General features: G+C 60.6%; 13 protein-coding genes, 1 tRNA gene and 1 pseudogene. 7 read left to right on the top strand and 8 right to left on the bottom strand.

The window, feature by feature from the left end; genetic code table 11:
- The first annotated feature begins 83 nt into the window (after positions 1-83).
- Together WN73_RS07390 and WN73_RS07385 are read left to right on the top strand one after the other, a co-directional pair.
- Complete coding sequence (locus WN73_RS07390) at positions 84-371, top strand: PsiF family protein (RefSeq protein ID WP_028173573.1); 288 nt, start codon at positions 84-86, stop codon at positions 369-371.
- Between the two features lie 93 nt (positions 372-464).
- Entirely contained in the window at positions 465-1,550 is a 1,086-nt protein-coding gene (locus WN73_RS07385) for an AbrB family transcriptional regulator (protein WP_271552204.1), read from the top strand.
- A gap of 118 nt (positions 1,551-1,668) precedes the next feature.
- Here the strand turns inward: WN73_RS07385 and WN73_RS07380 are convergent, their stop codons facing one another.
- Entirely contained in the window at positions 1,669-2,211 is a 543-nt protein-coding gene (locus tag WN73_RS07380; protein WP_011084158.1) for a disulfide bond formation protein B, read from the bottom strand.
- Between the two features lie 156 nt (positions 2,212-2,367).
- Between WN73_RS07380 and WN73_RS07375 the strand changes: the two genes are divergently transcribed.
- The 3 genes from WN73_RS07375 to WN73_RS07365 all read left to right on the top strand — a co-directional run bounded on the left by WN73_RS07375 (position 2,368) and on the right by WN73_RS07365 (position 4,774).
- Positions 2,368-2,452, top strand: a tRNA-Leu gene (locus tag WN73_RS07375).
- 90 nt (positions 2,453-2,542) lie between these two features.
- Positions 2,543-4,045 carry a tyrosine-type recombinase/integrase gene (locus WN73_RS07370; RefSeq protein WP_271552203.1) on the top strand — a complete coding sequence of 501 codons (1,503 nt, stop codon included), beginning with the start codon at positions 2,543-2,545 and terminating at the stop codon, positions 4,043-4,045.
- A 519-nt stretch (positions 4,046-4,564) separates the two neighbouring features.
- A complete protein-coding gene (locus tag WN73_RS07365) occupies positions 4,565-4,774 on the top strand; it encodes a hypothetical protein (protein ID WP_161536661.1) in 210 nt (69 codons plus the stop codon).
- Positions 4,775-5,399: 625 nt separating this feature from the next.
- Here WN73_RS07365 and WN73_RS07360 read toward each other — a convergent pair.
- The 5 genes from WN73_RS07360 to WN73_RS07340 all read right to left on the bottom strand — a co-directional run bounded on the left by WN73_RS07360 (position 5,400) and on the right by WN73_RS07340 (position 12,000).
- Positions 5,400-7,112, bottom strand: a complete 1,713-nt coding sequence (locus WN73_RS07360; RefSeq protein ID WP_271552202.1) for a dipeptide ABC transporter ATP-binding protein — start codon at positions 7,110-7,112, stop codon at positions 5,400-5,402.
- 1 nt (position 7,113) lies between these two features.
- Positions 7,114-7,977: an ABC transporter permease gene (locus tag WN73_RS07355; protein ID WP_271552201.1), complete on the bottom strand. Its 864-nt coding sequence runs from the start codon at positions 7,975-7,977 to the stop codon at positions 7,114-7,116.
- A complete protein-coding gene (locus WN73_RS07350) occupies positions 7,974-8,939 on the bottom strand; it encodes an ABC transporter permease (RefSeq protein WP_271552200.1) in 966 nt (321 codons plus the stop codon). The genes WN73_RS07355 and WN73_RS07350 overlap by 4 nt, the downstream gene beginning before the upstream one ends.
- The gene (locus WN73_RS07345; RefSeq protein ID WP_271552199.1) at positions 8,936-10,561 is read right to left on the bottom strand and encodes an ABC transporter substrate-binding protein; all 1,626 of its coding nucleotides are present in this window, start codon (positions 10,559-10,561) and stop codon (positions 8,936-8,938) included. Before WN73_RS07345 ends, WN73_RS07350 begins: the two co-directional genes overlap by 4 nt.
- Before the next feature lie 116 nt (positions 10,562-10,677).
- Positions 10,678-12,000, bottom strand: coding sequence for an NtaA/DmoA family FMN-dependent monooxygenase (locus WN73_RS07340; RefSeq protein ID WP_271552198.1), 1,323 nt, complete (start codon positions 11,998-12,000; stop codon positions 10,678-10,680).
- A 632-nt stretch (positions 12,001-12,632) separates the two neighbouring features.
- On the opposite strand from WN73_RS07340, the gene WN73_RS07335 reads away from it, so the two are divergent.
- Positions 12,633-13,079: a hypothetical protein gene (locus WN73_RS07335; protein ID WP_271552197.1), complete on the top strand. Its 447-nt coding sequence runs from the start codon at positions 12,633-12,635 to the stop codon at positions 13,077-13,079.
- Positions 13,080-13,238: 159 nt separating this feature from the next.
- Positions 13,239-13,562, top strand: coding sequence for a LysR family transcriptional regulator substrate-binding protein (locus WN73_RS44350; RefSeq protein ID WP_333937952.1), 324 nt, complete (start codon positions 13,239-13,241; stop codon positions 13,560-13,562).
- Between the two features lie 253 nt (positions 13,563-13,815).
- Here WN73_RS44350 and WN73_RS07325 read toward each other — a convergent pair whose 3' ends face one another.
- Together WN73_RS07325 and WN73_RS07320 are read right to left on the bottom strand one after the other, a co-directional pair.
- A complete protein-coding gene (locus WN73_RS07325; RefSeq protein ID WP_271552196.1) occupies positions 13,816-14,058 on the bottom strand; it encodes a DUF2274 domain-containing protein in 243 nt (80 codons plus the stop codon).
- Between the two features lie 5 nt (positions 14,059-14,063).
- Positions 14,064-14,498, bottom strand: a pseudogene (locus WN73_RS07320) (TrbI/VirB10 family protein); the annotation flags it as partial.
- Position 14,499 lies beyond the last annotated feature (1 nt).

Here is a 14,499-nt window from a genome sequence, read left to right as displayed (position 1 = left end):
TCACTCGGCTCATTCATGTCGCGTTCAGCAACGCGAGCCGACGTTCCAGCCCTTCGCCATTTTCCCAAGAAGAGTGCAACACCATGACCCTCGCCTCTCGCCTCGCCGCCGTCGCCCTCGCCTCCCTGCTCGCCACCGGCACCGCCTTTGCGCAGACCGCCGCGCCGGCCGCCAAGACCGACACCAAGACCACAACCGCCGCGCCCACGGACAAGAAGGCACCAAAGGAGCACTCGGCCGAGTCGCTCGAATGCTCCAAGCAGGCGGATGCCAAGGGGCTGCATGGCAAGGAGCGCAAGAAATTCCGCTCCGAATGCATCAAGACCGCCAAGGCCGGCTCGGCCGCGCCGGCTGCCGCGGACAAAAAGTAAATCAGTCACCCCCCGGCTTCGGCGAGACGCGTGCGCATTGCGGCATGACCTAGCCGCAATTGTGCGCTTCTCGCCGATTTGCGATAAGGTGGCGTGAAGCAAATCACCGCCTCCCTGCCGTTCGAATGGCCGAGCCGTGCCAAGATCTTGAGCACGGTGGAGACACTCGTCATCGGCACGGCCGGCGGCCTCGTGTTTCTCGTCGCCAATCTCCCCGGCGGGCTGATCTCGGGCTCGATGATCGCGGTCGGTATCGCCGCGATCGCCGGCCGCCAGCTGACCCTGCCGCCGATCCTGACCCAGACCGTGCTGGTGCTGCTCGGCATCTCGCTGGGCTCGGTCGTCTCGCGCCACCTGATCCAGCAGGTCAGCGCCTATCCCCTCACCATCGGCCTGCTCGCACTTGCGACCTTCTGCTCCACCTTCGGCTCGAGCTATTACCTCCAGCGCGTCCATGGCTGGGATCGCACCTCGGCCTTCCTCGCCGGCAGCCCCGGCGCGCTGTCGCAGATCACGATTTTGGCGGTCGAGCGCGGCGCCGACCTGCCGGGCATCGCGGTGGTGCAGACCATGCGCGTCATCATCCTCACTGCGGCGCTGCCGATGGTGCTGGCGTTCGCGGGCGTGGCGCCTTCCGCTGCGCCGTCCCTGACGACGGCCATTGCCTCGCCGCTCGATCTCGTGGAGCTGGTCGCGGCCTCGCTGGCTGCGGCGCTCATCCTGCGGCTGGTCAGGTTTCCGGCGAGCTGGATGTTCGGCGCGATGATCGCCTCCAGCGTGCTGCATGGCGCCGGCTGGGTCGAGGGCGGCCTGCCGAACTGGGTGCGCGGCGTGGCGCTGATCGGCATCGGCGCCCTGATCGGCAGCCGTTTCGCGCGGATGCGAATCAAGACCCTCGCCGGCCACATCAACGCGGCGCTGGGATCATTTGCCGTGGCAATCGCCGTCTCGGCGATCTTCGTCGGCATCGTCGCCCTCACCACGCAGGTGAAGTTCTCGGACGTCGTCGTCGCCTTCGCGCCGGGCGCGATGGACGCCATGCTGGCCCTGGCCCTGACGCTGCACATCGACCCGATCTTCGTCGGCGCCCATCACCTGTCGCGCTTCGTGTTCGTGACGATCGCGACGCCCGGCATCGTGCACCTGTTCGGGCGCACGCAGGACGACGTGGACGATTGAGCGGACGCAGCTCGCGTAGGGTGGGCAAAGCGCTGCGTGCCCACCAACAACTGGCGTGAATGTTGATGAATGGTGGGCACGGCGCGTAAGGAGCGCGCCTTTGCCCACCCTACGGCAGCTACGTACGCTTCGCCGTCGCTGCAAATCCCCAGGCGGCGATGGCGGCCATCAGCAGCGAGATCAGCACGTTGTAGCCGGCGAGCGAAAGGCCGAGGAAGCGCCACTGCACCTCGTCGCAGCGCACCACCTTCACGGTGTCGAGCCGCGAGAGCAGATCATTGGCGCTGCCGAGATTGACGACCGGGCCGGAGCAGTCGGTCGGCCCCTTCCAAAACCCCCATTCGACGCCGGAATGGTAGGTGCCGAGCCCGGCATTGGCGAGCGTCGCCAGCGCGAGGATCGCAAGCCCCGCGAGCAGCAGTGGTCGCGGCGCGCCGCTCCTCGCCGCAAGCGCGGTCAGCGCGCCGAGCGGGATCGCGAGATAATAGGCGTAGCGCTGCTCCAGGCAGAGCGGACAAGGCACAATCCCCAGCACGAGCTGGAAGAACCAGGCGCCCGCGATCGTGGCTGCCGCAATCAGCGTGACGAGCAGCGAGGCGATCAGGGCGGGGCTCGTGGCCGCCGGCTTGAATGCAGGTATTGCGGCACTCTGGGTCGTCACGGCAGCCTCTTCCGGTCGGTCGCTTTCCTTAGCCTCTAACCCCGGCCCAAGCGGCTGTCGAGAACAGCCGGGATCACTTTGGCGCGGGTTGACCCCGCTTTGTCCATGGCTATAGTCCGCCGGCTTCGCGACGCCCGCTTTGGGGGCCGACCGAGGGCCCCTGTGGCGGAACTGGTAGACGCGCTCGACTCAAAATCGAGTTCCGCAAGGAGTGCTGGTTCGATTCCGGCCAGGGGCACCAACTAGGCTGTTCAAGCCCGTTCTAAAGCATCCGCAACCGTCCGCGCAGTGTTCGGAAACCCTTGAAAAATAGGTACATCCGCGTACATCGGTGTTCGTCACCGTTTGTTCTCATCCGATCCCAGCCGTCCGATTTGTTGGTATTTTTGTTGGTATCGTGTTGGTATCGGGAGAACAAACGTTCACGGCGACTTTGGCTATTCCCAGCGAAGGAATTGAGCAGATGGCCCGCAAGAACGACGGCGCGTGCGCAAACCCCAAGCAGATCAGGACTGACGTCGACTGCCGCGCCGCCCGACCGAAATTCGACAACGGCGCGTGGAGCCCCGCCAAGATTTCGGACGTGACCGGCGGCGGTCTCTATCTCTTCGTCACGCCGGACAAGAGCAGGCCCGGCAACGCTGCCTCCAGGCTCTGGCGGATGGCCTACCGCTTCCACAGCCGTCAGAAAACCTATTCCATCGGCCCTTACGGCAACGGCAAGGATGGCACGTTCTCGCTCGCCGACGCACGGCGCGAGCGCGACAAGGCCAAAGTCCTGCTCAAGGACGGCAAAGACCCAAGCACCGAGAAGCAGTTCGACAAGCACAGGCAGGCGGCCGCCCGGCCTTTCGGGCAATGGGCCGACGAGTGGCTTACCAAGAAGAAGGTGGAGAAAGTCAAACGCGGCAGGATCGTCGCGGTGCGCGACCCCAAGACCATCGAGGTGCTTGAGCTCCGCGTCGGCTACGTCAAGGATCGCTTCGGCAAGCTGCGCAGGCAGGACATCAAGCGTCCGGACGTGCTCGCATTCATGCGTTCATACGAAGCCGAGGGAAAGCTCGAAACCCGCGATCGCGTGCGCAGTATCGGTGAGCAAATTTTCGACTATGCCGATGTCGAAGGCGACGGCTACAATCCATTTCGCAACCTGAATGGGCAGATGATTGCCAACATTTCGACGCCGCGTCCCGGCGTCACCGAACCACGCGACGTGACGCGCGTCTTCAAACTCATCAGCGCACCGTGGACGAGAGCGAAGTTTAGTGACGTTGTTGGCCTTGCCTTGCGCTTCGATGCACTGACCATTCCCCGCCCCGGCATGGTCAATGAAATGGAGTGGAGCGAGGTCGATTGGGACGCCGAACGCTGGACTATTCCAGCCGTCAAGATGAAGACCGGTTGGGACCATGTCGTGCCTTTGTCACGGCAGGCACTCGCAATCCTCCGCAGCGTTCAGAAACTGACCGGCCATCGCCGGTACGCGTTCTCCTGCTCGAAGGATGCCCCGCTATCGAACAACACGCTCAACAAACGCTTGCGGCTGCTTGGCATTGACACCAAGACTGATCATTGCGCCCACGGATTCCGGACCACCTTCTCGACCCTGTCTCACCACGAAGAGATCAAGGATGCCAAGGCTTGGGATGGCGATGTCGTCGAGCTGCAGCTCGCGCATCTCGATAACTCTACCGTGGAAGGTCTCTACAAGAAGCACGGACCGCTCGCACTGATCGGCTCGCGTACGAAGCTGATGCAGCATTGGGCTGATCGGATCGACCACTGGCTCGATCCCAAGAAGGTAATGCCGATCAAGGGAGGCGCGCAGGGTTGAGTCACACCTATCATCAGTTGGATAAGTTGCCCAAATTCAATCCGTGGCAAGCTGATGTCGGCGAGAAATGGTCCGCGAGTAGGTTCAAATTCTGGACACGCAACACCCGATTATTGCGATTGGTCGAACAGGAAATCCCCCAGCTTGTTGCATGAAAGATTCTCTGCCGGGGGCGAATGCAAAAGAATGTCAGCAACAGCGGCGACCGGAATCGTGGTCGCCGCCCGGTGTCCATCGTATGCTCAGTGTCCAGCATCGGCGCCCGCCTGGCGAAAACGCGCGACAGAGGGTATTACGGCCCTCAATCACCATGTCTGGCCACGATCGGACGAAGGTTGAATTCCGCGCCTCGACGTCGCCTCTACGGGCCATTCGACTTCTGCCGCGATCGCATCGGATGCATTCCGGGGAACGCAGTCTGGCACATCGTCAGCAATATGAGCGCCCTCGGGCGTCAACGCTCCGCAAGTCTCGACAAACGTTTCTGCTTGGCGAAGTTTTGGCCAGGTCGCCACTGCCATGATCAAGCGCAGGACATCGTCCTCGCCAAGTCGGATGCCCGAGACGAACCGCCAGAAGGAATCTGCCAGCCTCGCTCAGGCGGCGCGCCACGCGTTTACCTCTCGCGGGATCAAAGTCAAGGGCATCGACTGCCGCGAGAACATCGGCAAGTTTTGCCAATTCTCGGTTTCCTTTTTCGAAAGTGTCGACCAGGTGGGTGTGAAATAAGCCGCTCGCAGCGGCATCACGACTCAATGGCCGGAAAAAGGGCGACGCCGGTCAAGCCGGCGCGCCAGTTTGCACGTTACGTCTGGATCAGCATTCCTACAACTCTATACGGTCCGAGTTCAGGGTAGGGACGCACGTCGACAAAGAGATTGGCGGTCAGCTCAGAAACTTCACGGCGAGACGGCGCTCATCACGCCATACAACCGAGCATTCAATATCTAAGCCAGCACCTGGAACGCGCAGGCCGAAAGCCGCGGGCACGAAAGGCGCGCTATCGATTTGGACGATCGCAGAGGAATCCGTGAGGTGGCGGACCTTGCACCGCACAGGACTGCCGTCGACCAATATCTGCGCAGCATAGACACTACGTCGCCGCCCGTTCGCCACGTCTCGCTGCCCCCCGCTCTAGCGCGCGGGAGGTATTAATCTGCGATTCCAGTCTCAAATGAGGCTAGAACATGGTTTCATTGCTAGGCCGCGAGCTTTTTCTTCAGCGAGGCCAACACTCGCCAGAGCGGCATCCTGCAGCGCCACGGCCTGCGCTCGCCGGCTTTGCCATCACCCCAACCGTTCGTGGCAGCACTCTCGCGCGAGGTCAGTGCGCGCTCACGTTCTTAACGGACGACTAAGGGAAAACGCTGGAGACGCGATTGCCTGTATCAGGTTCGACAAGGCGCGGCACGGCAGAGATCAAGCGCCTGGTGTAGTCTGCGCGTGGATTGACAAATATCTGCTCTGTCTCGCCGCTTTCGACAACACGACCATTGCGCATGACCATCACGCGGTCGCTGAGATGACGCACGACCCCAAGATCATGCGAGATGAAGAGATAGCTCATGCCAAGCTGGGCTTTCAGGTCGCTGAGGAGATCCAGAATTTGCGCCTGAATTGACACGTCGAGGGCAGACACTGGTTCGTCACAGACGATCACCGACGGCCCTGGGGCAATCGCGCGCGCGATGGCGACCCGCTGACGTTGCCCCCCAGAGAGCTCGAGCGGGCGGCGCCCCAAGAAGACAGGCGCTAACCCGACCAGATCCAGCAGCTTAATCACGCGCCTGCGCCGCTCCTGCTTCGGTCCGATGTCCCGGGAAAGGCTGTCGGATATGATGCGCTCAACCGTCCAGCGAGGATCAAACGAGCTCAAAGGATCCTGGTAGATGATCGAGATGGAACGGCGCCTCGCCCTGCGCTCGCGCTCCCTGAGCGCGGTCCAGGGCTGCCCATCAAACTGAACAGCTCCCTCATCTGGCAGGTCCAGGGCCAGCACCATCCGAGCGGTTGTGGACTTGCCTGATCCGGACTCACCAACAATGCCCAATGTCTCACCAGATCGCAGCTCGAAGGATACGTCGTTAACGACGGTTCGCAAGATGCCGTCCGGACCCTTGAAGCGCTTCACGAGGTTAGTCGCGCCGAGCACAACTCGACTTGCATCGGCGGAGGGCAGCTGCGGCGGCTTTGGCGCCGAGATCGACAGCCGGGTTGCCGGCGTTCGAGACAGGCGCGAGCCGCGCGGACGGTTCGACGGCACTGCGTCGAGGAGCTGGCGAGTATAGGGGTGTTGCGGATCATGGAAAACGTGGTCTGCCGATCCACGCTCGACAACTTCGCCCTCGCGCATGACCATGACGTCGTCCGCAAGGCGCAAGGCCACCGCAAGGTCATGGCTGATCAGGATAAGGGCCTTGCCGCGCGCCTTGGCCCCCCCAAGCAGTGCCAGCACCTGAGCTTGCACGGTCACGTCCAGGGCGGTAGTTGGCTCGTCCGCGATCAGGAGGCGTGGATCGAGCGCAAGTGCCGCAGCGATGAGCGCGCGCTGGCGCTGGCCACCGGATAATTGATGCGGGAGTTGCCGGGCTTTGATCTCGGGATCAGGAACACCGACGAGTTTGAGGAGCTCAAGCACACGCTCATCGAGCTCCTCGCGGGAAGTGACCGCACGATGAAGAAGCAATCCCTCCCCAATCTCTTTGCCGACCTCCCGGAGCGGATCAAGGGAGACCAGTGCATCCTGTAGAACGAAGCCGATTTCCTTGCCACGGATCCGCCGCCAGGCGCGATCGTCGAGTGATGCCAGGTCCATCCCGGCAAAGCTCAGTTGGCGCGCATGGACATGCGCGCGCCGGCCGGCAAGCCCCACGAGAGCGCGAGAGGTCACGCTCTTGCCTGAGCCGGACTCGCCGACAATGGCGAGGCACCGCCCCGGCCGAAGTGAGAAGGACACGCCGCGCACAGCTGTGCCCTCAGGAACATTGCGCCCGAACGAGACCCGCAGCGAATCGACGTTGAGGAGGTCTGTCTGCAGGGAGACAAGCTTCGGAGCAACGTGCAGCATGTCAGGCCTTTCCTTCCAGACGATCTTGAAAATAGCTTCCGAGAATAGTGACGCTGAGGGCAAATACCACGACGGCTAAGCCCGGCATGATCTCCAGCCACCACGCATAGATCACATAGTTGCGTCCGGCGTTGAGCAGCGCGCCCCATTCAGGCGCCGGTGGAGCAACGCCAAGGCCGAGAAATGCAAGGCCCGAGGCCCAGATAATGGCTTGGCCAACGCCCAGCGTCATCATCACCATTAGTGGGCTCATTGCGTTTGGAAGAATGTGCTTCAAAACAATACGCGGATAAGGATGCCCGATCGCCTTGGCCGCCTCCACATAGGCCGCTCCTTTGACGGCAAGGATCTGGCCCCTGATCATGCGCCCATAACCCGGCGCCGTGCCGATTCCGACCGCTGTGATTTCGGTCGAGAGCGATGGCCCCAAGACGCTGACGAAGAGAAGCGCGAGGAACAGCGTGGGAAGTGCGAAGAGCACGTCCAGGAGACGACTGAGAATGTTGTCGAGCGCGCCCCCTGCGAGTCCGGCCGTAACCCCGAGGATCAATGCAATAGACATGCTTAAGCCGGTTGCCCCAAAGCCGATGGCCAGGGACTGACCTGCTCCCTCCACAATCCGGGAGTAGAGATCACGGCCGGATTGGTCTGTCCCTAGCCAGTGCGCGACCGAAGGGGCTCGCAGCGAGGCGGCTAAATCTATCGCCAGCGGATCATGTGTCTGCAGCAGTTTAGGCGCGATCGCCGCGATGATAAAGAACGCCGCTGTAATGGCAGCACCGTAGACCCGTGCGGGAATAGTGCGGGCGGTCGCCCGCCCTCCGCCGAACAGCGAAGACAGGGTGGCTTCGGCAAACGTGCTCATGTCAGTTTGATCCTCGGATCAACCAGCCGGTAGGTGAGATCGACGACCAAGCTGGCAACGACGAACAGACCGGCGGAAATTAAAACCGCCCCTGAGACCACTGGTACGTCTCGTGAAGACGTTGCGGCGACAAGGACGCCGCCGAGCCCCTGGCGCGCAAAAACCGCCTCGATCAAGATTGCTCCAGATAGCAGCTTGCCAAGCGCCCACCCCGACAACGTGATGCCAGGCAAAGCCGCATGACGCAGGACATGGCGGAATCTGACGCCAAGATCTCCCATGCCTCGTGCTCGCGCCGACGTTACGAACGGTTGGTCGAGCACACGCGTGAACTCATGCAGGACCACCTGCCCGAAAAAGCCTGACAACTCCAAAGCCAGTGCGAGCGTTGGAAGAACGAGGCCCATGGCGGAGCTGCCCCCAACAACCGGAAAAACGCGCAATTGGACTGCGAAGACGACGAGTAGGATGGTCGCCAGCCAGTAAGGTGGCAAGGTTGCTAAAAAAACTTGCATCCCACTGAGCAGCTTAGCCCAGATATTGTCTCTACCGGCAGCAAACAAGGTGGTTAGGATGGCGATAACCCATGCAGCCACGAGTGCTGCGATCGCCAGCACGATTGTAGGGCCAATCTGTTCTGCGATGATCTCGAGGACCGGCCGATGCTGCTGGTAGGATTGACCGAGATCTCCATGCAGAATGCCCCAGATGTACTTCGCGTACTGGATAGCAAGCGGCTGATCAAAGCCGTATTTCGCATTGATCGCTGCAAGCTCCGCGGCGGGCGCCTCTCCGACATTGCCACTCCTCACACTGAAGATGATCTGCCCCCGATCGCCCGGCAGCAGGCACTGAATGAGGAAAGTGAAGCTTGCCGAAGCCCACACCACAACGGCACCGGACAGGAACCGCCGCACCAACCAAACAGCTGGATTGTGGGCTGCAAGGTTCACGAATGTCATTTCTTGTCAGTGAAGTGGGCGTCATAGAAGACCGGCTCGCCGACCGAGCCGCGGTCCAACCAGACGTCTTTAAGATTGCTCGCAGTGGCGACAGTGACGTCCAGGACCGTAAACCCAATCACAGGCGCTTGATCTATGATTTTGCGCTCGGCCTGTTGATAGAGGGCGGTGCGCGACGCATCATCGAAGCTTTGTTCCGCCTTCTGAATGACATCCCACAACGCCTGGTCCTGATAGCGAGATGGATTAAAGCCGTTGCGCTGGCCATCCTGGTCCGGCTTCCATGAAATGCGAAAGATCTCAGCACCCGGCGCAACCCAATACAAGAGCACGATCTCGTAATCGTTGAGCCCGAGATTCTTCCCGGCAAAGAAATCCGCTTGATTTGTCGGCTGAAGGCGCACGTCAAATCCAGCCGCCTTTGCCTGGCTCTGCAGTACCTGCAGAGCCTGCTCGCCATCGGGCTTTAGAAAGGCGCTCGAGTAAGAAATCCGTATGAGAAGTGGCTTACCGTTCTTGACGCGAACGCCGCCCTTGTTGCGCTCGGTCCAACCAGCCCGGTCCAGGAGCCGATTGGCTTTGCCAACATCGTACGCATAGGATTGCCCAAACTCGCTGATATATTCCGGCGAGCTCTGGCTGAGCGCGCCATTGCCTTCAAATGGCAAAGAGCCCAGAAAGGACGATTCAATGGCAGCCTTTCGATCGGTCGAATATGCGAATGCCTGGCGGACAAGCACGTCGTCAAACGGCGGCCGTGCAGCAAAAAGCGCGAGGCGCAACGGGGTACCGCCGGTAATGTGCCGCAACACGTTGAAGCGGGAGTTGGCGTCCTTCCACGCGACAGCCGGAATGTCATACGCGGCATCGGTCTCATCCGTGAGCAGTGAGCCGTATCGGACCGTCTGATCGGCAAGGAACTTCCAGTCGATACCATCAACATAAGCCGGGCCCTGGTGCTTTGCGGTGGCCGGCGCCGAATTGTAGTTGGGGTTGCGGCGGAATATGACCTCTCGCCCGTGAGACCACTTCTCAACGATGAACGGCCCCGATCCGACAGGGCTTTCGCAATTCGCAGCAAGGCCCCGCTTGAGTGCGGTTGGCGACAAGATGCCCTGGGACGATTGGGCGAGGACATTGAGCAGCGGCTCAAACGGTGTTTTGAGCGTTATGCGCAAGCTCAGGGGTGCAATAGCAGTTGCCGATTCAAAGCTATCGCTGAGGTAAGGAGCAGCGGTGGGATTTCGAAGATCCGGGTTAGTGCTGAGCCATCCGTTGATATTATCAGCAATGGCCTGCGCATCGAGGGCTGTGCCGTCCGTAAATTTCACATTTGGCTTGATCTCGAACGTATAGACCTTCCTGTCCTCCGAAGTTGCCCAGGATGTTGCAAGCCAGGGGAGTATTTTTCCGTCATTGCTGCGTGCAACCAGATTGTCGCTAAACTGCCGCTGAAGGTACCATTGCTGTACCCAGCCCCCGTACAGGCAAGGAGGCTCTTGGAAGTGGCCGTATCGAATGATGCCTCCGTGCTTCGGATTGTCGGATGAAGCGTTTCCTGCAGAGGCGCCAGGCGGTACAGCAGTCAGCGACAGGCTTGCAACCGATAACAGAACGGGCATCGCCTTTCGCATTCTGTGACCTGTCGGTCGAAGGCTAGACAGTTCCAGCGAGGGTTCGTCCGATCGAGACATATCAAGCTCCACATTGTTTGGTGTAAGACCGCGGCATCAGCCGATCAGACAGTTGCATGCTGTTCTGCAGGCTCGGCTGCGGGGATGCCAAAATGTTCGCGTAGCGTCTCGCCGCGATATTCGGTCCGGAACAACCCTCGCCGCTGCAAGATCGGAACGACATGGTCGACAAAGGCCGGAGTGCCATCTTCGAGCACGTCCGGAATGATGTTGAAGCCATCAACCGCCCCTGCGCGAAACCACTCTCCGATCGAACTGGCAATCTGCTCGGGGGTGCCCACCAGCAGGCGATGGCCAAAGGCTTGAACACTGCCGATGATTTCGCGAACCGTGCGGCCTTGCCGTGCCAAGGTCTCGATCGTGCGGTGATGACCGACCGAGAAAGCAACATGATGTGGATCGGGCAAAAGCTCCTCCGGAATGGGCCTGTCCAGGCTGAGCTTTTCGATAGGCACCTCAATGCTTCGCGCCAGAGCAGTCAGGGCCCGCTCCAGATCAAGCAATTCGTCGACATCTTGTTTGCGACGCTGCGCCTCCTGTTCGGTGCCTCCGATGAAGGTGACGAGCCCAGGAAGGATCAGTGGAGCGAAGCGCCGGCCCAAGTACTGCGAGAGGGAGCGCAGGCGCCCCGCTTCACGCTGTGCCGTCGCGAGATCGCCAGCGGCGGAGAACACAACGTCGGCGCTGCGAGCGGCAAGGCGCAAGCCAGGATCGGACCCTCCGGCCTGCACGATGATTGGGTGACCTTGTCGTGAGCCAGGGTGAGTGAGCGGCCCGCGGAGAGCGAACGGATTTTTCTTTTCATCAAGTAGCCGGAACTGAGCCGGATTGGCATACACTCCGGATTTCTGGTCAGCGATGATCGTTCCCTCGCCCCAGCTCAGCCAGAGGGCGCGGACGGTTTCGACGAAGTCTTCCGCGCGGCTGTAGCGCTCCTTGCGGCCGAGCTGGCGGCCACCGAAGTTCGCCACCGTTGCAGGGCTAGAGGTTGTGACGGCATTCCAGCCGGCCCGTCCGCCGCTGATGACATCGAGCGACTGGAAACGCCGCGCCAGATTGTAGGGATCGTTATAGGTCGTCGATGCAGTTGCGATCAGTCCGATATGTTTCGTCTCGCGCGCGATCGTGGCGAGGACGAGCGTCGGCTCCAGCCCATTGAGCGGCGGTTGACGAGTAATGTCAGAGGGTATCGCGGGCGTGTCCGCGAGAAATACAGCATTCAGCAGGCCAGTCTCGGCGACTTTCGCGGCCCGAACATAGTGCTCGATGTCGAAGAAAGCGCTTGGATTGGTTCCTGGCCGCCTCCAGGACGCGGAGTGACCGCCCGCGCCGTGTAGATTAAGGCCAATATGCAGCGTACGGGTCATAGAAGATTGATTCTCTCGGGACCGTGGAATTCAAAGGCAGCTAATTGCGGCCGCAACACTGTGCGGCCGAATCGGGCACGGCGCTGCACAGCAGCTAATGATGCGTGGAAACTGACTTGGAACGACGCTCGCGACAGCTGTGAGCGGCGGTGAAACACGAATACAGCGCAACTAGCGTCAGCAGCCCGACCCCTTCTCTGCGTTGCGACTTCATTGCGAACAAGCCACGATGAGTGCCTTCTCTCGAAAATTCTACGGCCGACGCTCTGCCGTCGGTGATGGCAAAGCTAGCTGCGCGGCACACGAACGCAATAGTTGCGTATTTCAAAGTAATCGCGCGACTTGGTATTGCCTTCTACGACGATCCCTTCACGTGCCCCTCTGCGCAGGATTTGCGCAGAGTTCTTTGCAGTCGCGCAGGAATTCGTTAATGGCTGGATCCGATGCTCACCCGCGGCCAAGCGTCACTTGCGTACGGATTGGCCTGCGTTGCATAGCGAACCCGATGTAATTCCAGTCTGGCCTGCGAGCGCTGGTCTCGGAGGGTGCGATGGCACTCTTGCGTCCGGAAATGGACGCGCGCTCCGTAGGATGAGCCCAAGGCGCTGCAGCGTCCTTTGCCCGATGATGCGGTGAAGATCGTCATGCGTGCGAAGCCAAGGAAGACAAGATCGCAGCCTCGTCGGCGAGACATTGGGTCTGTTTCCAACTTCAACAGTGGCAAGCCAGCCCAGGACGACTGTCTCGGCCTTTGTGAAATTGGCCATTATGATCGTCTCTCCATAGTTAGCGAGACGCCCAAGAGCACTGCATATGCCGGCTTGATGGAAAGCAGACAGACAACCATCCAAACCGAATGTTTCAAGCGTAACGGCCAGGACCTCGCACTTGACGAGATATTGAAGTTGCAGGTGGTAAAGTTGGGTTCCCGAAAGGACAATCCTACAAATCGGGTGCCAACAGCTCACAACGTCTTCGGGCTTGGCAATCCATCCATTGGATTCCTAGGCCGCAACTTTTTCCAAAAAGCCTCCAATTACGCGGCGCAGTTCGGCGGTACGACGAGCCACATCGGATGACGCATTCTTGGCATCTACGGCTGCTTGGCTCGTACGATCGGCGACAGCCGCGACGGTGGACAGATTCGACTCCACATCATGTGTGTCAGGCAGCCGCCATGTTCTATCGAATTGCTGACGTGCATAGTCGTAGCGTCGAATCGATGAACGGCCGCAGCAATGTTGGCAGCCACCTTGTTGACGACCTCTACGAGGATCGCGATCTCTGATTTCAAGCAACGGTTCTCGCAGATCGAGCTGGCGGCGGTTGAACGATCACGAACACGCTTGGCAACGGCACTTTGCAACGGCGTTCTCGATGTCCTAATCGTCACTGGGAGCCGACCACTACTCGACATTAACGCGTTGCCACTGTGGAGCGAGCGTGTTCTGGCCGTCTTACCGCATGATCATTTCGCGGCGCGGGACACTGTCTACTGGACTGATCTGCGGGACGAGACGGTGTTTCTGAGTCATTACGATCCGGGAAAAGATTTTTTCTAATCTCCAAGCTCGTATCGCCTGAAAACCGTCCTAAATTCGAACACCACGACGTCAGCCGCGGCATCATCAAGAGCCTAATCAGCATGAATACAGGAATCAGCTTGGTGCTCGAATCCGACATTAACTATGGGGGCCTCGTCTACCGCGAGCTGCGCGACGGCGGCGGTCCGAGCCGCTTCGACTTTTCGGCTTATTGGCGGCCCGACAATGATAACCTAGCGTTGGCCGCCTTCTTGAAGCTGCTCTCCGAGCGCTACCCCTCGCCTCCCCTCGGGCGTTGACGCTCCCGTCGGGCCTTCCTAAAGCTCCTGTCCGCCGCCATGAACCGCGCCAACATGGGCGCGATTAGTTTTGCCGGATCCTGGGGCGGCTCCCCCGTTTCCTGAGCCAGGATTTCGGCGTAGGCGACAAGGTCCCGGTGGACGCTCGCGGGCAATTCGTGCGTCACCTTGGTCGGCTTATCGTCCTCGATCGCTCCGAGCTTCAGCTTGGCCATTGTCCTCACCCTCTGTACGGTTCGAGCACCAGATCGCGGTTGACGATGACCCTCACCGGAAATCCCGGGCGGATCGTCATTGTCGGCTGGATGTTGAGATTGCGGCGGACCAGCTGCTGGCCGGTTTGATTCGCGGAATCCCCCGCCCCGCGCCGGAGCGCAGCAATGAGGTCGCTATTCGTGCTACCCGTATCCGCTCCGGAATTCACCTCGGTGCCGACGGCGAGCAGGGTTGAAAGCGCGGCGGCGCCCAAGAGCTCTTTCCAGTGATTGTCGACCTCGTCTTCGAGGCCTGAGTACCCCGCGGCGTCCGCCCCGGGCTGGCGCTCCAGCACGATTGAACGCCCATTCGGCATGATGAGCCGGGTCCAAACCAGCAGCACGCGCGACTGGCCAAAGGCGACCTGGCTGTCGTACGTGCCGATGAGTCTTGCTCCCTGG

Origin of the sequence: Bradyrhizobium sp. CCBAU 45394, assembly GCF_028128655.1 — a bacterium.
In the GTDB taxonomy this organism is placed as follows: Bacteria; Pseudomonadota; Alphaproteobacteria; order Rhizobiales; family Xanthobacteraceae; genus Bradyrhizobium; species Bradyrhizobium diazoefficiens.
This window is presented reverse-complemented; position numbering and strand designations above follow the sequence as displayed.